This is a genomic window from Candidatus Flexicrinis affinis (assembly GCA_016716525.1).
GTDB classification, from domain to species: Bacteria; Chloroflexota; Anaerolineae; order Aggregatilineales; family Phototrophicaceae; genus Flexicrinis; species Flexicrinis affinis.
Map to the genome: position 1 here is coordinate 1 of JADJWE010000004.1, position 16,283 is coordinate 16,283.

Annotated in this window: 23 protein-coding genes and 1 pseudogene; 15 read left to right on the forward strand and 9 right to left on the reverse strand. The window is 65.0% G+C overall.

The annotated features are described in order from the left end of the window. Positions 1-453 precede the first annotated feature (453 nt). The 3 genes from IPM16_12385 to IPM16_12395 all read left to right on the forward strand — a co-directional run bounded on the left by IPM16_12385 (position 454) and on the right by IPM16_12395 (position 2,151). Complete coding sequence (locus tag IPM16_12385) at positions 454-1,296, forward strand: hypothetical protein (GenBank protein ID MBK9123897.1); 843 nt, start codon at positions 454-456, stop codon at positions 1,294-1,296. A 205-nt stretch (positions 1,297-1,501) separates the two neighbouring features. Then, the gene (locus tag IPM16_12390) at positions 1,502-1,642 is read left to right on the forward strand and encodes a hypothetical protein (GenBank protein ID MBK9123898.1); all 141 of its coding nucleotides are present in this window, start codon (positions 1,502-1,504) and stop codon (positions 1,640-1,642) included. Then, positions 1,639-2,151: a methyltransferase gene (locus IPM16_12395; GenBank protein ID MBK9123899.1), complete on the forward strand. Its 513-nt coding sequence runs from the start codon at positions 1,639-1,641 to the stop codon at positions 2,149-2,151. Before IPM16_12390 ends, IPM16_12395 begins: the two co-directional genes overlap by 4 nt. Here the strand turns inward: IPM16_12395 and IPM16_12400 are convergent. From IPM16_12400 to IPM16_12410, 3 genes are all read right to left on the reverse strand, one after another. Further along, the gene (locus IPM16_12400; GenBank protein MBK9123900.1) at positions 2,129-2,272 is read right to left on the reverse strand and encodes a hypothetical protein; all 144 of its coding nucleotides are present in this window, start codon (positions 2,270-2,272) and stop codon (positions 2,129-2,131) included. The two genes, IPM16_12395 and IPM16_12400, sit on opposite strands and share 23 nt — an antisense overlap. A gap of 12 nt (positions 2,273-2,284) precedes the next feature. Continuing rightward, a complete protein-coding gene (locus tag IPM16_12405; protein MBK9123901.1) occupies positions 2,285-2,554 on the reverse strand; it encodes a hypothetical protein in 270 nt (89 codons plus the stop codon). A gap of 490 nt (positions 2,555-3,044) precedes the next feature. Then, the gene (locus IPM16_12410) at positions 3,045-3,218 is read right to left on the reverse strand and encodes a hypothetical protein (GenBank protein ID MBK9123902.1); all 174 of its coding nucleotides are present in this window, start codon (positions 3,216-3,218) and stop codon (positions 3,045-3,047) included. A 244-nt stretch (positions 3,219-3,462) separates the two neighbouring features. Here IPM16_12410 and IPM16_12415 point away from each other — a divergent pair, with 244 nt between their 5' ends. Next, positions 3,463-3,870, forward strand: coding sequence for a hypothetical protein (locus IPM16_12415; GenBank protein MBK9123903.1), 408 nt, complete (start codon positions 3,463-3,465; stop codon positions 3,868-3,870). A 115-nt stretch (positions 3,871-3,985) separates the two neighbouring features. Here the strand turns inward: IPM16_12415 and IPM16_12420 are convergent, their stop codons facing one another. Then, positions 3,986-4,228 (reverse strand): hypothetical protein, encoded by a 243-nt coding sequence (locus tag IPM16_12420; GenBank protein ID MBK9123904.1) that lies wholly within the window; start codon positions 4,226-4,228, stop codon positions 3,986-3,988. Between IPM16_12420 and IPM16_12425 the strand changes: the two genes are divergently transcribed. Both IPM16_12425 and IPM16_12430 read left to right on the forward strand, forming a co-directional pair. Next, a complete protein-coding gene (locus IPM16_12425; GenBank protein MBK9123905.1) occupies positions 4,221-5,282 on the forward strand; it encodes a hypothetical protein in 1,062 nt (353 codons plus the stop codon). The genes IPM16_12420 and IPM16_12425 overlap by 8 nt on opposite strands. A gap of 70 nt (positions 5,283-5,352) precedes the next feature. Beyond that, positions 5,353-6,183 carry an SDR family oxidoreductase gene (locus IPM16_12430; protein ID MBK9123906.1) on the forward strand — a complete coding sequence of 277 codons (831 nt, stop codon included), beginning with the start codon at positions 5,353-5,355 and terminating at the stop codon, positions 6,181-6,183. 147 nt (positions 6,184-6,330) lie between these two features. Here IPM16_12430 and rsmI read toward each other — a convergent pair whose 3' ends face one another. Continuing rightward, entirely contained in the window at positions 6,331-7,143 is an 813-nt protein-coding gene (rsmI, locus tag IPM16_12435) for a 16S rRNA (cytidine(1402)-2'-O)-methyltransferase (GenBank protein MBK9123907.1), read from the reverse strand. Positions 7,144-7,260: 117 nt separating this feature from the next. Here rsmI and IPM16_12440 point away from each other — a divergent pair, with 117 nt between their 5' ends. The 8 genes and pseudogenes from IPM16_12440 to IPM16_12475 all read left to right on the forward strand — a co-directional run bounded on the left by IPM16_12440 (position 7,261) and on the right by IPM16_12475 (position 12,615). Then, a complete protein-coding gene (locus tag IPM16_12440; protein MBK9123908.1) occupies positions 7,261-7,962 on the forward strand; it encodes a hypothetical protein in 702 nt (233 codons plus the stop codon). Further along, complete coding sequence (locus IPM16_12445; GenBank protein MBK9123909.1) at positions 7,949-8,359, forward strand: L,D-transpeptidase; 411 nt, start codon at positions 7,949-7,951, stop codon at positions 8,357-8,359. Before IPM16_12440 ends, IPM16_12445 begins: the two co-directional genes overlap by 14 nt. A gap of 136 nt (positions 8,360-8,495) precedes the next feature. Beyond that, the gene (locus tag IPM16_12450) at positions 8,496-9,185 is read left to right on the forward strand and encodes a phosphotransferase (protein MBK9123910.1); all 690 of its coding nucleotides are present in this window, start codon (positions 8,496-8,498) and stop codon (positions 9,183-9,185) included. Continuing rightward, positions 9,076-9,477 carry a phosphotransferase gene (locus IPM16_12455; protein MBK9123911.1) on the forward strand — a complete coding sequence of 134 codons (402 nt, stop codon included), beginning with the start codon at positions 9,076-9,078 and terminating at the stop codon, positions 9,475-9,477. Before IPM16_12450 ends, IPM16_12455 begins: the two co-directional genes overlap by 110 nt. Before the next feature lie 40 nt (positions 9,478-9,517). After that, complete coding sequence (locus IPM16_12460) at positions 9,518-11,017, forward strand: LCP family protein (protein MBK9123912.1); 1,500 nt, start codon at positions 9,518-9,520, stop codon at positions 11,015-11,017. A gap of 18 nt (positions 11,018-11,035) precedes the next feature. Continuing rightward, positions 11,036-11,257, forward strand: a complete 222-nt coding sequence (locus tag IPM16_12465; GenBank protein ID MBK9123913.1) for a DUF4926 domain-containing protein — start codon at positions 11,036-11,038, stop codon at positions 11,255-11,257. Between the two features lie 76 nt (positions 11,258-11,333). Beyond that, positions 11,334-11,926 (forward strand): annotated as a pseudogene (locus tag IPM16_12470) (restriction endonuclease). A 2-nt stretch (positions 11,927-11,928) separates the two neighbouring features. Continuing rightward, positions 11,929-12,615 carry an S-adenosylmethionine-binding protein gene (locus IPM16_12475; protein MBK9123914.1) on the forward strand — a complete coding sequence of 229 codons (687 nt, stop codon included), beginning with the start codon at positions 11,929-11,931 and terminating at the stop codon, positions 12,613-12,615. Between the two features lie 33 nt (positions 12,616-12,648). Here the strand turns inward: IPM16_12475 and IPM16_12480 are convergent, their stop codons facing one another. Further along, positions 12,649-13,833 carry a glycosyltransferase family 39 protein gene (locus IPM16_12480; protein MBK9123915.1) on the reverse strand — a complete coding sequence of 395 codons (1,185 nt, stop codon included), beginning with the start codon at positions 13,831-13,833 and terminating at the stop codon, positions 12,649-12,651. Continuing rightward, a complete protein-coding gene (locus tag IPM16_12485; GenBank protein ID MBK9123916.1) occupies positions 13,814-13,996 on the reverse strand; it encodes a hypothetical protein in 183 nt (60 codons plus the stop codon). The genes IPM16_12480 and IPM16_12485 overlap by 20 nt, the downstream gene beginning before the upstream one ends. A 233-nt stretch (positions 13,997-14,229) precedes the next feature. Here IPM16_12485 and IPM16_12490 point away from each other — a divergent pair, with 233 nt between their 5' ends. Then, positions 14,230-14,763: a dihydrofolate reductase gene (locus tag IPM16_12490; GenBank protein MBK9123917.1), complete on the forward strand. Its 534-nt coding sequence runs from the start codon at positions 14,230-14,232 to the stop codon at positions 14,761-14,763. 192 nt (positions 14,764-14,955) lie between these two features. Here the strand turns inward: IPM16_12490 and IPM16_12495 are convergent, their stop codons facing one another. Then, positions 14,956-15,795, reverse strand: a complete 840-nt coding sequence (locus tag IPM16_12495) for a DUF2236 domain-containing protein (protein ID MBK9123918.1) — start codon at positions 15,793-15,795, stop codon at positions 14,956-14,958. A gap of 17 nt (positions 15,796-15,812) precedes the next feature. After that, positions 15,813-16,175 (reverse strand): hypothetical protein, encoded by a 363-nt coding sequence (locus IPM16_12500; GenBank protein ID MBK9123919.1) that lies wholly within the window; start codon positions 16,173-16,175, stop codon positions 15,813-15,815. Positions 16,176-16,283 lie beyond the last annotated feature (108 nt).

Genomic DNA, 16,283 nt, shown 5'->3' on the forward strand with positions numbered 1-16,283 from the left:
CACAATCCGCAGGTTGGAGTCGAACAACGCGACCGCACAGCTCGGCAGGATTATCCAAGAGCACGCGCATCATGGGGTCGTCGTAGTGGGTGGTGGTCGTGGTTACAGCCTTCACAGACCCATCCGTTGAGGAATGAGCGACTATGTCCATTATGTATGCGAAAGTTAGAATCCTGTCAACGGGCTGCGACAATGGTTTTACACAACCCCGACAATTGTGTGTCAATTCTTGACAGGTGACGGTCACTTGACACGCGATTCGGCGTGCGGTTGTGAGGCGCAGCGAGGGAAAAATCGGCCGCGTATGCGCCTCAATGCTCGGCCGAAACCTCAACGCATCGCAGTCCGGGAGGCGATTGCCGGCGCGCGGTCATATCGCCTTGACTCCGCCGCCGCCGCGAGACGGCAGAATCATTCGATTAGGCGTGTTTAACCGATACAAAGGGAGTCGGCATGGCTCACCACGAAGAAGAACAAGTGTCCGGCATGGTCCACGAGTTCGGCATGACGCCGCTGACGTGGTGGCTGGCCGGCTTGGCGGGGACGGGACTGACCCTGATGCTGGTGGCCGCCGGCGTGGGCGTGATTACCGGCGGAGACGTCGGGATCTGGTTTGTGCTCGGCCTGCTGATGATGGCGGGCGGCATTGGCGCGTGGATCGCCGCGACGCGCCCGTTCGAGAACTTCGACAACATCGACGTCCGGTCGACGGCGACCACGGCGCGCATGACGACCACGCCGACGAGGTCGCCGACGAAGCACGGCCAAACCGCCGCGCCCGCCCATCACTGGACCCCGTGTCACGCTCGACCATCCCCGCGCGCGACCCGTACGGGAAGACTCCCCGGCGCTGTCATACGTCACGGCGGCCGGTTCCTCTTGCTTGCCGCCCCCTCGCCCGACGGCGAGGCTCTTGCGCGCAGCGTCGTGATTCGTTACGGCGTGCGCTATCTCGAAAAGCACTTTCTCTCGCTTGTCCCCGGACTGATTGCGCTGGAACGCGGCGAGATGTTCACCGGAAGACGCGCTCGATTTCGTCGTCAAACGCAGCAACGTATCCCCGCACCGAGGTCTACGGCTACCAGCAGCGACGGCGCCGACGAAATGAAGACGGTCAAGTGGCTGGACGTGGCCGAGCCGTTGATGGTGCTGGCCTACGCGAGCGCCACTGATGCGTCGCCGGTCGCGGTGATCGACGTACTGGTTGGCCCGGAAGGCGCGTTCTCGGCGCGCATGTTGGCGGCACTCCCGCGCTACGATTCGCTTGACGCCGTGCCGCCCGCCGAGGCGGAATGACCGCGCTCGGCCCGCTGCGCAACCGCCGCCCGTACACGCTTCACCGACCACAGCACCTCGCCCGGGCTGGACGCGCAGCTGTTAATAGCGCATATGCTCAATGAGAGCCGCGCGCATGTCATCGCGCATCCGGGCGCGAGCTGACTTCTGCACAAGAAGCGCGGTTCGCCGCGTTGGTCGAAGACGCCGTGCTGCGGGCGAACCGATGGCCTACATCCTCGGCCAACGGGCGTTCTTCGACCGGGCCTTCAACGTGACGCCGGCCGTCCTTATCCCACGTCCCGAGACCGAAACGCTGGTCGAGCTGGCGATCACTGCGCCGCAGGCTGGCGCGCCGGCGCGGTGATCGTCGACATCGGCCCAGGCAGCGGCGCGGTTGCGATTACAGTCGCCGCTCACTGCCCGCAGGCCGACGTGCACGCCCGTCGACATCAGCGCCGCCGCGCTCGACGTGGCGCGCGGCAACGCGACCCTCAACACGGGGTTACGCTCACGTTTCACCACGGCGATTTGCTCGCGCCGATCCACGACGCCGGGCTGCAGGTCGACGTGCTGCTGGCGAACCTGCCGTACATCGACAGCGGCTGCTGCCGGCGTTGGACGTCAGCCGCCATGAACCGGCGCTGGCGCTCGATGGCGGTCGGACGGGTTGGACGTGGTGCGCCGGTTACTGGCACAAGCGCCACACGTGCTGGCGCCGGACGCGCTCGTGCTGCTGGAGATCGGCGCAGATCAGGGAGCGGGCGAGGTGATCTGGCGCGTGCCGCCCTGCCTGACGCGCAGGTCGATGTCGTGAAAGATTTGGCGGGCTTGGATCGGATCGTCCGCGCGGTTAGGGTTCCACGCACGGGATGATGCGGTCGAAGTCGGTGTGATAGATGTACGCGTCGCCGCCGGCCTCGACCACGATGCGGTAGCCGGCGACGCCCGCGGATGCAGATCCGGCGTGGGCGCAGGCGCGCCTTCGGCCGTGCATCCCAGCGTGGCGTCAGGCCAGTTGAGGGCCGCGCGCTGACCAGCACGACATCCGCTTCTTCGACCTCGGCCGTGCGAGCCGCACGCCGTGCGGGCGATCAACACCAACCCCCTCGGCAATCGGATCGCGCTGGATGAACAGGTCGGGGCGGTCGTCATACAGGTTGACCGTGCCGCACACCTGCGCGTCCTCCAGCCCGACCAGCACCTCGATGACCGACTCGCCGTCGAGAATGCTGACCAGCGTCTGGCCCGAGACGGCGCGCCCGCATCCGTCGATCATGCGCCCGCGCGCACGCCAGTCGCGGCGATGACGTCCAACTGGGCGGCGGGCCGGCCGCTTTCGGCCGCAGCGGCGTCGAGCGCCTGCGCTGCGCGCGCCTCCCGCGCGATTTCCGGTCGGATCGGGTGTCGGGGCCTCGGCAGTCAGTGTGAGAGCGACGTCGAACGCAGACGGCGGCAGCGTGACGGTCGGCGTCGGCTCGACAATCGCCGGGGTAGCCGTCGGCGGTGCGGGGTTAAGGGCTTGGGTCGGAGGGGTGTGGCAGACGGTTCGGCAGGCCCGCCGGTGCAGGCCGCCAGCCCGGCGAGCGCCGCGCCGATCAGTCCGCCGTGCGGGCGAAGCGGCGCATGAGTCGCTACAGCCCCAGCTTGGCGAGGAGGTCGGTCTTGTTGAGGTCCATGACTGACAGCAGCTTGTCGCGGCCGTTGTGCCCCGACCACGATTTCGATTCGCTTCGGGTCGACCTCGAGCAGTTCGGCAAAGAACTGGATCAGCTCTTCGTTGGCGGCGGCGCTGCCGCCGCCTCTTCGGCGACGAGCTTGACGCGAAGCGTGCTGTCGTCTTCCATCAGGCCGGCCATGCCCGTGTAATCGGAACGCGTCATGACCCGAACCGTAAAGGCTGCGCCGCGTGTCGCGGACGTAATCTCGAATTTGCGCTCCATAGCGGCCGTCCTTTCCATCGCACATACACTATACCGCGAAAGTGTGTCAAACGACTACGCCTTGACTCGCGGTCAGCTCACACTGGACGGTTCCCACCGCATGACCGAGAATTCGAGGTGGGCCGCGGCCCCACGCCCCGGCAGGAGTCGGCGCGTGCACCTCCCGAGTATTAGAAACGGGCGACCAGAAGGCGAACGTCCGTCGGAAAAGCAGTTCTCAGAAGAGCCGGTAAGGAAAGGCCCAATGACCGATATCCCGCGCCTGCGGCTGGTGACCGCCCTGCAGCGCCACCTTGAACGGCTTGACCGGCGCAGCGATGCGCTGGCGCAGCGCGAAGACCAGCTCAGCCTCGTGCGGCTTGGCGCGTTCCTGGCCGGCGGCGCGCTGACGTTCCTCGGCGCGCCGGGCGGGCTGGCGCTGCCGGCGGCGGTGCTGTGGATCGGCGCGTTCGCGGCGGCGGTCGTGGTGCATCGACGGGTGCGCGAGGCCGCGCAGACGACACGCCAGTTGGACGCGATCAAGCAGGCACACTTGGCGCGGATGCTGTTGGCGTGGGACGGTCTTCCGCCTGCGCGCCATACGAGCGCCGACCCCATCACCCGTATGCCAGCGACCTCGACATCACCGGGCCGCGCGGCCTGCTGCGCCTGATCGACACGACGACCTCGACGGCGGGGGCGGCCGCCTGCGCGATTGGCTGTTGGCCGGCACGCCAGACGCCGAAGCCATCGCCCGCCGGCAGACATTGTTGGCTGAACTGCGCCCGCTAGGCGCCTTCCGCGACCGGCTTTCGATGAGCGCGCGTCACCCGGCCAGCGACGAAGGCGCGCTGCAAGCGTGGCTCGACGATCCGCACAGCGCGCCGCCCGTGCCGCTGGCCGCGCTCGTCGGCCTTGCCATGCTGGCGGTCATCAACGTCGTGCAGGTAGTCGCCTATCTGTCCGGCGCGGAGGCAGGCTCTGCTGCCGCTTACGCTGGTGCTGTACGTCGGCCTGAGCGCCGTGTTCATCCGCGCCGTGGCGAAAGTCAGCGAAGACGCGCTCACGGTCTCGTACGAAGTCGGCCGGTTGGCCGCGGCGTTCCGGGTATTGGAGCGTCGACGCACGCCGGGTCGTCCACAGCTCGACCTGCTGCTGGCCCCGTTCCGCGACCCTGCCGCGCGTCCATCGTCGCTGCTTCGCCGGATCAGCCTGATCGCCGGAGCGGCCAGCGTGCGCGCCAATTTCATTGCATGGCTGGTGCTCAACCTGCTCACACCGTGGGATCTCATCACGGCATCGCTGCTGGCGCGCAGCAAACATGCGCTGGCCGCGGCGCTCCCGCGCTGGCTCGATGCGTGGCATGAGGTCGAGGCGCTGTCGGCGCTGGCGACGTTCGCCGACCTGCATCCCGAGTACGCGTTTCCCGCGCTGATCGACGCGCCCGAGCTGCACGCCGAGTCGATCGGCCACCCGCTGATCCCCGCCGAGCGCAAGGTGCGCAATCCGTTCCACGCCGACGCCGACTCGGCCGTCACACTGCTGACCGGCTCGAATATGTCCGGCAAGAGCTCGCTGCTGCGCGCGGTCGGCCTCAACATCGCGCTGGCGTATGCCGGCAGTGTGGTCGACGCCGATGCGATGCGCCTCGGCCGTTTCCGGCTGTTCACGTGCATCCGCGTGAGCGACTCGGTGGTCGAAGGACTGAGCTACTTCTACGCCGAAGTGCGCCGCCTGCGCGCGCTGCTCGATGCGCTCGACACGCCCGACGGCTTGACACTGTTCTACTTGATCGACGAGATCTTCCGCGGCACCAACAACCGCGAACGGCTGATCGGCGGGCGGTCGTATATCCGCGCGCTGGCCGAACGGCAGGCGCTCGGGATCGTCGCCACGCACGACCTCGAACTGACCGCGCTATCGGACGCCGTGCCACACGTCCGCAACCTGCACTTTCGCGAGACGATCACCGACGGGCGGATGGCGTTCGACTACGTGCTGCGCCCCGGCCCCAGCCCGACGACCAACGCGCTCACCATCATGCGCCTCGAAGGGCTGCCGGTGGACGCGGGCGAAGCCGGGTAGCGAGGCTGCGCCCGAGACGTTAGGCTAGTGTCGTGATTTCACACGCTGCATACGGAAGGCCGCACCCACCATGACCGACTCATTCCTGAAATCGCTGTTCGATCTGACCGGGCAAGTGGCGGTCGTCACCGGCGGGACCGGCGTGTTGGGCGGGGCGATGGCGCGCGGACTGGCACAGACGGGGGCGAAGGTCGCCGTTTTGGGCCGCCGCCGTGAAGCTGCCGACGCGGTCGTGACTCAGATCGAAGCGGCGGGCGGCACGGCCCTCGCCACGCCGGCCGACGTGCTCGACCGCGCCTCGCTGGAAGCGGCCCGCGAGGCCATCGTTCAAGCGTGGGGCGGCATCGACATCCTTGTCAACGGGGCCGGCGGCAACGTCCCCGCGGCGACCGTTGGGCCGGATGGCTCGTTCTTCGACGTGCCGGCGGACGCCTTCCGCAGCGCGCTTGACCTGAACCTAACCGGCACGCTGCTGCCCTCGCAGGTGTTCGGTGCGGTGATGGCCGGACGTGGCAGCGGCAGCATCGTCAACATCTCGTCGATGGCGGCGCACCGCGCGCTGACTCGCGTCGTGGCATACGGCGCGGCCAAAGCCGCCGTCGAGAACTTCACCCGATGGCTGGCGGTCGAGCTGGCGCAGAAGGTCGGCGCGGGGCTGCGTGTCAACGCCATCGCGCCCGGCTTCTTCGTGGGCGAACAGAACCGGCGCCTGCTGCTTAACGAGGACGGCACGCTCACGGCACGCGGCGGGACGATCATCGCGCATACACCAGCGGGGCGTTTTGGCGAACCCGAAGACCTGCTCGGCGCGCTGTTGTATCTCGCGGGGCCGGCCAGTCGATTCGTCACCGGCACCGTGCTGATCGTGGACGGCGGGGTCAACGCGTTCAGCGGGATCTAGGGGCGAGGTTCGCTTAGGCGACGGGTGGCGGACACTGCGGCGAAGGAAAACTAACCACAAAGGACACAGAGGACACAGAGAAAAGGGAGCACACAGAGACGGTTTGTAGGGGCGACCCGTCGGGTCGCCTTGCCCCTTGTCTCTCCCTTAAACGTCGAGTGCATAGACGTCGTTCTTCTTCCAGCCGCTTTCGGCGGCGACCTGCTTGGCTGCGGCCGACCGGCTGTCGCCGGCGTCGAGGCGCGCCTTGAACGCCGCGCGTACCTGATCGGCGTCCCAATGCAGCGCCTCGGCCGGCGCGCCGCCGATCAGGAGTGTGATCTCCCCGCGTGGGGGCTGCTGGCGCATGTGTTCGCGAACTTCGGCCGCGGTGCCGCGCACAAACTCCTCGAACTTCTTTGACAGCTCGCGCGCCACCACGACCGGCCGATCGGGTCCGATCCCGGCGACAATCGCGTCCAACGCGTCGGTCAGACGGTGCGGGCTTTCATAGCAGATCATCGTGCGGCGCTCATCTCTGAGGCCAGCGAAGTAGTCGCTCAGGTGCTTGCGCGGTAGAAATCCGAGGTACACGAACGAGTCGGTTGGCAGGCCCGAGCCGACCAGCGCTGTAATGACCGCGCTGGCGCCGGGTAGCGGCACGACCGGATAGCCGCGCTCGACGGCGGCGCGCACCAGCTCGAAGCCCGGATCGCTGAGTCCGGGCGTGCCGGCGTCGCTGATCAGCGCGACATCGCCGGTATCGAGGACATCGAGGATGGCGTCGAGTTTGACCAGCTTGTTGTGCTCGTGATAGCTGGTCAGCGGCGTGTCGATTTCGAAGTGATTAAGCAGGACACGGCTTGTGCGCGTATCCTCACAGGCAATCAGCGCGGCGGACTTCAGAATTCGCAGCGCGCGAAGGGTGATGTCCTCGAGATTGCCGATGGGCGTAGGGACAAGGTAAAGGGTGCCGGTCATGGTGCGTCCATCAGTCGCATGTTAACAGTGGGTCAGGCGGCGTGCATGCATCTAAACGCCCGCCGGCCGCTGTGCTATTATACGGGCAATCATTGAGAGCAGGCTGAACCATACCCTATGTCCCGAGTGCTGATCCTCCTTGGCGTTGTGTTCGCGGTCGTGCTGACCGCCGCCCCGGCGTCCGCCAACCTCGACTCTGCCGCCTGTGCCGGCATCGACCTGTCCGTCGGCGTGCCGAGCGCTTGCCTCGACTACATGCGGGCGTTCCCAAGCCCGACGCTGGCGCAAGTGCGGCGCGACGGCTACACCATCAACAACTACAGCTTCTGGAAGGTCGACTCGGCCGGCGCGCCGGTGTTCGACGCGCCCGGCGGCAGCGTTATCCGCGAGATCCCATCCGGCTTCCACGCGGTGCAGTCGCTCGACTGGACCAGCGTCGAAGGCTGGGTGCAAATCGAAGGCGGCGGTTGGATGACGGCGGCGTCGCTCAAGTACACGCCGGCGTCGGAGTTCCGGGGCGTGCAGGTGCTGGACGGCTTGCAGAACCAGTTCGCGTGGGCGCTCGACACGATGTACACGTCGGACTATCCCGGCGGCCCGCAGAACGCCGACAGCGGACGCTTGCTGTATCGCTACGACACGATCACGCTTTTCGCCGAAGCCTACGACGAAGAAGGGGTGGCGCTGGTACATGGTCGGCCCCGATCAGTGGGTCGAGCAGCGCGTCATCAGCAAGCCGCTGAAGACCGAGCGCCCGGAAGGCGTCGAAGGCCGGTGGGTCTCCGTCGACCTCTACGAGCAGGCGATGGTCGCCTATGACGGCGATACGCCCGTGTTCGCCACGTTGATCGCGTCCGGCCTGCCCGGCACCGACACCAACGAGGGTCTGTTCCGCGTGTGGGCCGATCTGCCGCAGGACCGCATGAGCGGGTTCGCCGGCGCGCCCAACGCTTACGACCTCAGCGGCGTGCCGTGGGTGATGTACTTCGACGACTCGATCAGCCTGCACGGCACGTACTGGCACGACAACTTCGGCTACCGCCGCAGCCGCGGGTGCGTCAACCTGAGCATCAGCGATGCACGCTGGGTGTTCGAGTGGTCGCAGGAAGGTTACCGCCAGCAGGGTATCGACCGCACGAGCCGCGAGACGCCCGGCATCTACGTTCTGGTGTGGAGCAGCGGAGAGTATCGCGCCACCGGCGCCGCCACGAAGTAGACCGCACGCCGGGGCGCTGCCCCAAGCCCCGGCAGGAGTTTCCACTCCTGCACCTCCTTGCTCGCGAAATCATGCCGCATGCGGCATGATTTCGCATAGAAGGGAGTCCAGAGGGAATCCACCCTTTGGGAGAACAATGTCCGATTTCGAACATCTCAATGACTCGCAGCGCGCGGAGGCCATGCTCAACGCCGCACGATCCGCGCTGGCGGCGTGGGGCTGGCGAGACGCGAATGCAAGCCTGCTCAGCCTGCGCAGCAACGCCGTGTATCGCGTAGAGCGTGGCGGGCAGCAGGCGGTCGTGCGCGTGCATTGGCCGGGTCGCAAGTCGCAGGCGCGAATCGACTCCGAACTGGCGCTATTGGCGCATCTCGGTGGGTTGGGAATCAACGCGCCTCGACCGCTGGCAGCGTCCGTGCGCGTTTCACTTACTGAGCACACGCCGGCGATCTGCACGCTGGTCGCGTGGCAGGACGGCGAGACAGTGCCGGTCGATCAGTTCATGCCCCGAACACGCTGCGGCGGCGGGATCGGCCATCGCCGCGCTGCACGCCGCGGCGCGCTCGTTCGATCCACCCGCCGGCTTCGACCGTCCCACGCTCGACATCGCCGGGCTGTTCGGCGCGAACTCGCCGTATCAGCCGGACGCGGCCGGACAGGCGCTGCTCGAGCCGATCCAAGACGTGCTCGACGCCGTGATCGAACGCACACAAGCGGTGTTCGACCGGCAACGCGCAGCGGGCGCGGCGAAGCAGCTCATCCACGCCGACCTCAAGCCCGACAACCTGCTGTTCGATGCCGGCCGGGTCGGCTTCCTCGATTTTGACGACTGCGCGTGGGGTTGGCCGCTGTACGATCTCGCGCCGATGCTGCTGTTCCTGCGCACCAATCCGGAGTACGGCGCGATCAAGGCGGCGCTGTGGGAGAGTTTCGCCGGCAGCGCGCTGGACAACACGACCGGCGCCGACCTCGAAACACTGGCCGCGGCGCGCTACGCGACCTCCTGCCGGTGGGTGGCTGTGCATCACGATCACCCGTCGTACCGCGGCAAGGTGCCGGGCATCCTCGCGGGGAGAGCGTCGGAATTGCGCCGGTATATCGAGCGCGGCGCCCTATGATACAATGCGGCCGTTTGACGTAACGATGTAGGCTCGTGACATGCGCGGTGTCCCCGGTTGGATGTTCATCTTGAGCGTGCTGGCGCTGGTCGGCGCGACGGCCTTGTGCTCGGTCGTGGCATACGGCGCGGCACAGCAGTTCGCCGTCGACGCGGGCGAGCGCGGCATCGACACGGCGGCCATCTCGTTCGACGTGTTCCGTGAACAGCTCCCGACGCAGACGCCGACACTGACCCCCACCGTCACGCCGACGCCGGAACCGACCAGTACGCCGGAACCGGGCGTGACGTTTACGCCGGCGCCGCCCACCGAGGAGCCGACCCCCGATCCGCTAGCCGGCATCCCGGAGCTTGACGACCCGACCCGCAAGACGATCCTGCTGCTTGGCATCGACGAGCGTTCCGGCTTCGACACCGAGCGCGCCTATCGCAGCGACACGATCATCCTGATCAACGTCGACCCGGCACGCAAGCGCGTGGGCGTGCTGAGCATCCCGCGTGACATGTACGTCAGCATCCCCGGGCAGGCGCAGAATCAGCGCATCAACACCGCCAACTATGTCGGCGACCTGAGCAATTATCCGGGCGGTGGCGGTCCCGCGCTGGCCGCAGAGACGATCCGCCAGACGTTCGGCATCCGTGTCGACAACTACATCCGCATCAACTTCGACGTGTTCGAGACCGTCGTGGATTCGCTCGCACCGCAGGGCATCGAAGTGTGCCCGACCGAAGCGATCGACGATCCCAAGTACCCCGATGCCGGATATGGCACGATCACAGTGCATTTCGACCCCGGCTGTCAGCGCTTGAACGCCGAACGCCTGCTGCAGTATGCCCGCACGCGCGCCACCCAAGGCGGCGACTTCGACCGCGCACGCCGCCAGCAGGAAGTGCTGAAGGCGGCGCAGGCCGAGTTCCTGAGCCTCGGCGGAATCGCCAACTTTGTCACGCAGGCCGTGCCGCTGTACCACGCGTTGATCGACAGCATCAAGACCGACCTGTCGCTGGACGAACTGCTGGCGCTCGCCCGCCTCGCCGGTGAGATCCCGCGCGAGAACATCACGACCGGCGTGATCGACAATCGCTACGTCAGCTTCGCCAAAGATCCGACCGGCGCGGACGTGCTGGTGCCGAACATCGGCGCGGTGCGCGGCCTGATCCAAGACGTGTTCAACCCGCAGCCCTCCCGCACGCTGGCCGAGCTGCGCACGCTGGCCGAGAATGAAGGCGCGACAATCAGCGTCTACAACGGTACCGATATCGCCGGGCTGGCCGGCCAAACGCGCGACTGGCTGATTAGCCGGCAGGTGCGTGTCGAGCCGTCGGTGGGCAACCTGCCGACACCCGACAACGGCCCGACCCGCATCCGCGATTACACCGGCAAGCGCTGGACGGCACGCTATCTGGCGGCGCTGATGGGCATCCCCGAGGATCGCATCGAGGCCGGCGTGGACGGGCTGGTGTCAGCCGACGTCCTTGTCGTGGCAGGCGGGGACATTCAGCCGCTGTTGGCCGGCGAACCGGCTACCCCCGCACCATAGGCGCTCTTGGTGAGAGATATGATTCGCGAACATGACCGTATTGTGCTGACCACGGACTTGCCTGATGGCCGGTTCCGCGCCGGAGACATCGGCGTTGTCGTCATGATTCACGGCGACCACGCGGGTTATGAGGTCGAGTTCTTTACCCTCACCGGCGACACGCTGGATGTTGTCACAGTGGATGTAGAACAGGTACGCCCGGTCAGCGAACACGAAATTCTTCACGCGCGGGCGATGTAGTTTGTCTCGGCGGATGTCTAGCCGCAGGCACATGGTACAATTAGCTAAGATCTAGACGCCCAAACGAGTGAACCGCGTGCCTGTCTCCCTCTTTCCCGCATCAATTCGTGAACATTTCGAGATTCATGAGTGGCGTCACGCTTCTAGCATACTTCACGCAGACTTTCCGGAAGAATGGAAGGACATCATCGCGCTTCTTACTGAGTTCCGGTTGTGTCGAAGCTGGATCGAACGCGGTGGTGGCAACAAGAGTGAGGTTGCACGGCATGTCGACCGGACGCTGGGCGCGCGGGGATGGATCGAGCGCAGTTTCGACACGGCCATTCGTGTCAACGATCAGACGACCAGACTCACCCACACACAGCGTCGATTGTTTCCAAGAATCGAATTGCGCTTGAGGTCGAGTGGAACAACAAGGATCCTTTCTTCGATCGAGACTTGAACAACTTTCGCCTACTCTTTGACCTCCGAGTCATTAGTGTAGGAATCATTCTCACGCGCTCGGATGAACTGCAAGCGATATTCAACCGACTCGGCCGGGGTTCATCGTACGGAGCCTCTACGACCCACATGAGTAAGCTGCTTCCAAAGGTTTCCGGCGGTGGTGCAGCCGGCTGTCCTTTGTTAGTGTTTGGGATCAAGGCGGCGTTGTATGCGGAGGATTGTTAGGGATGACCGATTCTCAAGCCGCATACGACTTCGCCGCATTCGTGAATGGGCAGAAATTCGGTACGATTTTGGCTGATCCCCCATGGCAGTTTCAGAACCGCACAGGCAAGGTTGCACCTGAACACCAACGCTTGTCGCGCTATCCGACCCTATCGCTCGACGACATCATGACGCTTCCCGTGTGTGACGCCGCTGCCGATCAAAGCCACTTGTACCTCTGGGTTCCGAACGCTTTGCTGCGCGAGGGTCTGGATGTACTTGCTGCATGGGGGTTTGAATACAAGACGAATCTCGTGTGGCATAAGGTCCGCAAGGATGGCGAGCCGGACGGGCGGGGTGTCGGGTTCTACTTCCGCAATACGACCGAACTCGTACTATTCGGCGTCCGGGGAAAACTGCGCACGCTCCAGCAGGGAAGAACGCAGGTCAACATCATCAAGACGCAGAAGCGTGAGCATTCTCGTAAACCGGATGAGCTGTACGACATTGTCGAAGCGTGCAGTCCCGGTCCGTATCTCGAGATGTTTGCCCGTGGTTCACGTCCGGGGTGGCTCGTTTGGGGAAATCAGGCCGACGACTACCTCATTTCGTGGGACACATACAAGAACAACAGTCAGACACTCTCTATGCCGCGAAACGGGAAGGTCAATTCTCAATTGAAACTGTGGGACTCCGACGATGGCGACTGATCCGACCCCCGCACCATAGGCACGGGGCAAGCGCTACGTGGCCGAGAGTTCCGCGATCGCCAGCACCGCCCAATTGACGCACAGCAGAACTATAAGCAGTGCCGTGACCGCGCGTGCCCGCGGCCCGATCAGCGCGAACGTTTTTCGAGGGTGAGCAATCACTGCGGCCGCGGGAACGCATATCAGCGGCACGAACGGCACCAAGAATCGATTGTCGCCGTAGGTCAGGAACGCGCTGCCGGTTATCGCAAGCAGCAGCACCGCGCATAGCTGGACTGCGGGTTTGGCCCGATGCGCCACGCTGCCGATCACGAACAGAACCATCACCGCGGCGAAACTGACGCCGATGACGGCCGTCGGCATAAGCCAGCCCAAACGCGCAATCGGCGATTGGCCGTAATACCCTTCACGATAGCTGTAGGCGTACTGGCGCGGTAGTTCGTACAAGTAGCGCACGGCCTGTACGCCTTTTCCGGCAAACGGAACCGGATTACGCACGATCCACGCGACCGCCTCTTGCGTCCCACGCTGTGCCTGTTCGATCGGCGTCAGGCCGTAGAGCGGACTTGCAGGGTCGTCGAGATATGCGACTCCGCTGCCCCACGAGCCGTCCGCCCATGGATTGTTGCCTGCGTACAGGTCGCGGCCGGTTCGGGTTGACAGTGTCGCCCAGCCGTACGTCTGCGCGTTGTAGATCAGCCACGGACTGATCGTGACGACCAACGCGACCAGCGCGGCCACTGCATACACGACGGCGCGCGCCTTGTACCGCCATACGATGTAGACGAGCATCACGGGCAGCAGGGCCGCTCCGAGCGTCCCGCGCGTAAGCGCCGCTGCGCCGAACAGGACGCCGAGCAGCACGCCCCATCCGATGCCGCGAGAGGCGTTCAATCGGCGCATACCGACCTGTGCAGCCGCAAACGCAGCAGACAAGACAGCAGCGTACAGCGTTTCAGTCAGCAGATAGTCGTTGTAGATCAACAGCAGCGGGAGTCCTGCGCACAACCCGCCGGCGATCAGGCCCGCGCGCGGGCCGAACGCCGCGCGCCCGACGAACAGCGCGACTGCCACTGGCGTGAGTCCGTACACGGCTTGCAGCAGTCGGCCCCCGAGCAGTCCATCTGGCCACAATCCGTAACCCGCCGCCAGCGTGACCGGGTACGCCGGCCAATGCCCGCTGGAGAACTGTCCCGTCTCAAGAAGCACGCGCTTCACGATCGTAGCGGATCATGTCGGCCACAAGGACAGGCTCGGGGTTGAGCAGGATTGGCGCGAGCCGCAGCATCAAACCCACGGCGAGGATCACCATGGACCATGCAAGCCATTGCCGGACTGGACTTCCATTGGCGTGGGTGCGGACTTCCGCGCTGTCGGACATGAGTCGACCCTCCCCCGGAAACTCCCGATTGAGTAAGCACGTCGGACTTGGGGTGTGATCGAGGGGATTGGACAGCCCGGGTTGCGCGCAGAGTATGGCGTTTGTTTCGCATCATTGCGAATCGGGTGACGGGCCGCGGGCGCGCTTTCCTCAATTTCTGGTACAGTCACGGGTCGCGAGTTTGGTGTATCGTGATCATTCCGCAATGACACACAACGCGATAGGAGCGCCGCATGTCGAAGGTCGTGTATTACGTCGCCGCGAGCGTGGACAATTTCATCGCCGACGGTGACGGCAAGGTCGAGTGGCTGGAGAATTTCGGCAGCAACGTCGACTATGGTTATGAGGCGTTCTATGCCTCGCTCGGCGCAGTCGTGATGGGCAGCAAGACGTACATGGACATCTTCGGGTTCGGGGTCGGGTGGGTGTATCCCGGCGTCGACGCGGTCGTGATGACCCGGCGTGAGCTGCCGCGTTTTCCCGAGGCCGACCGGCTGAGCTTCGCGCAGGGGGATATCGGCGCAGTGATCGCCGATCTCAAAGCGCGCACCGACAAGGATATCTGGATCGTCGGCGGCGGCGATCTCGCCGCGCAGGCGGTACAGGCCGGCGCGCTGGACGAGATTCAGCTTGCGATTATGCCGATTCTACTCGGGCGTGGAACGCCGCTGTTTGCCGCGTTTGACGGTCAGTTGCATCTGACTCTCGCGTCACACACCGTGTTTCCCGACGGCGTGCTGATGCTGACGTATGCGGTCAGGCGCTAAGGCGCCGTTTGAGAAGCAATGTGTAGGCATTGCCTCCACACCTCCACAAGGGGTTTACACCCCTTGACCCCATCTCTCCGGATTGTCCTCGCACGCGAGGACAATTCGCGAGAAAGGGAGGCCGGAGGGCGACAGCCTTCCGGCAGGGTTTGGGACAGCGTCCCAACCTGAAATCTCGTTTTCGAACGACCTCTAAGGCGCGCTGCCGAGCTGATCGATCTGATAACCGTTCGGGTAGGTGCGGCTGCGCTGCCCGGTGAAGTGGTACGGTCGCTTGCGCACCGGCAGCAGGCGGGTGATTGCCGCGTTTAGGCGCAGCCCGCGCCGCACCGTCCATCGCCACCATGCCGGCGGCGTGCGAAACCCGAACGCCGCCCGCATCCGGTCGTCGAGCAAGGCGACGATACCCGACCGGATCAACGGGTGCAGCGGGCGCGGAAACCAGTTCATGAATACGTGGATGGCCGCTTCGGCGATCTGCGCGTTCTCCGGCGAATAACGGAAGTGCGCGGCCTCGTAGGCGTCGTAGAAGGATTCCATCTCGGCGTAGGTGGCGGGGATGTCCTTGATGCCCATGCGCGTGCCGACCTCGCGCCAGAAGTAGAAGTTGGCGAGGCGTTCGGCCTCGGTTGAAGGCCGCCATGCCAATACCGGGTTCCAGCGAATCGGTTCGAAGATGAACGAGCCGAGCACGTAGAGATAGTCGTCGTTGGCGATGTCGAACCGGCGGTGCATGCGGTTCATCTGACGGATGGCCGCGTGCCCGCGTTCGCTGTCGATGCCGTGCTCGGCAATCTCGGAGACGATCAGCGCGGTGTCGTCGTAGCGCTTCTGCCCGCGCGTCGTGAATTCGCCGGTCTGCGCGAGCAGCTTGGAAATGCTCGGCACGGCGAAGGTCTTGAACAGCGCGAACTCGAGCGACCGCTGGGTTGCAAATGGGAATTCGTACGCGCCGACGAGATAGACGATCCGCTCGTAATCCGTCGACGGATCGAGCGCAGCGATTTCGTCGCGGCGGGCATAGCGGCTCACTGGAGACGTGGCGCTGGCTAGCCGATCAGGCTGCGCACGTTGCCGATCAGGAACACCGTCAGCAGTACGCCGCCGACGATCGCGATTGCCAAGTACACGTGCTTGTGCCTATAATTGATGGCGTAGAACTTGCGCACGCTGGCCACCAGCGCGACGAACGCCACGATGTTGACGCCCATCACGAGCGGCACGGCGATCGAGTTGCTCAGGTTGAGCAGCGGCAGCATGAACGGCAGGACGACATATTCGAGAATGCAGCGCACCCCGGCGAACAACATCGACGCCATGAACGTGTTCTCGGCGGCGCGCTGCGCCGGTAACGTGGGCGCCGCAACAATAGGCTCAATGGCGCTGTCGGGAGGGGTGCTCGTGATCTGCATGTCGGGTGATTCCGCATTTATGGCTGGACACGCCCCGCAGTGTATCATGTTTTTGTAGATTTGTGACGTTTTTTCGGTTTTTCGGTGTTGTGATCTGAGAATTCCTAT

Coding starts and splice junctions, on each gene's coding strand:
- IPM16_12465 (MBK9123913.1), top strand. CDS start 11,036: ATGATTCGCGAACATGACCGTATTGTGCTGACCACGGACTTGCCTGAT.
- IPM16_12420 (MBK9123904.1), bottom strand. CDS start 4,228: ATGAACACGGCGCTCAGGCCGACGTACAGCACCAGCGTAAGCGGCAGC.
- IPM16_12490 (MBK9123917.1), top strand. CDS start 14,230: ATGTCGAAGGTCGTGTATTACGTCGCCGCGAGCGTGGACAATTTCATC.
- IPM16_12485 (MBK9123916.1), bottom strand. CDS start 13,996: ATGTCCGACAGCGCGGAAGTCCGCACCCACGCCAATGGAAGTCCAGTC.
- IPM16_12475 (MBK9123914.1), top strand. CDS start 11,929: ATGACCGATTCTCAAGCCGCATACGACTTCGCCGCATTCGTGAATGGG.
- IPM16_12440 (MBK9123908.1), top strand. CDS start 7,261: ATGTCCCGAGTGCTGATCCTCCTTGGCGTTGTGTTCGCGGTCGTGCTG.
- IPM16_12415 (MBK9123903.1), top strand. CDS start 3,463: ATGACCGATATCCCGCGCCTGCGGCTGGTGACCGCCCTGCAGCGCCAC.
- IPM16_12400 (MBK9123900.1), bottom strand. CDS start 2,272: ATGCACGGCCGAAGGCGCGCCTGCGCCCACGCCGGATCTGCATCCGCG.
- IPM16_12390 (MBK9123898.1), top strand. CDS start 1,502: ATGGCCTACATCCTCGGCCAACGGGCGTTCTTCGACCGGGCCTTCAAC.
- IPM16_12460 (MBK9123912.1), top strand. CDS start 9,518: ATGCGCGGTGTCCCCGGTTGGATGTTCATCTTGAGCGTGCTGGCGCTG.
- IPM16_12430 (MBK9123906.1), top strand. CDS start 5,353: ATGACCGACTCATTCCTGAAATCGCTGTTCGATCTGACCGGGCAAGTG.
- IPM16_12410 (MBK9123902.1), bottom strand. CDS start 3,218: ATGGAGCGCAAATTCGAGATTACGTCCGCGACACGCGGCGCAGCCTTT.
- IPM16_12500 (MBK9123919.1), bottom strand. CDS start 16,175: ATGCAGATCACGAGCACCCCTCCCGACAGCGCCATTGAGCCTATTGTT.
- IPM16_12450 (MBK9123910.1), top strand. CDS start 8,496: ATGTCCGATTTCGAACATCTCAATGACTCGCAGCGCGCGGAGGCCATG.
- IPM16_12445 (MBK9123909.1), top strand. CDS start 7,949: ATGGTCGCCTATGACGGCGATACGCCCGTGTTCGCCACGTTGATCGCG.
- IPM16_12405 (MBK9123901.1), bottom strand. CDS start 2,554: ATGATCGACGGATGCGGGCGCGCCGTCTCGGGCCAGACGCTGGTCAGC.
- IPM16_12385 (MBK9123897.1), top strand. CDS start 454: ATGGCTCACCACGAAGAAGAACAAGTGTCCGGCATGGTCCACGAGTTC.
- rsmI (MBK9123907.1), bottom strand. CDS start 7,143: ATGACCGGCACCCTTTACCTTGTCCCTACGCCCATCGGCAATCTCGAG.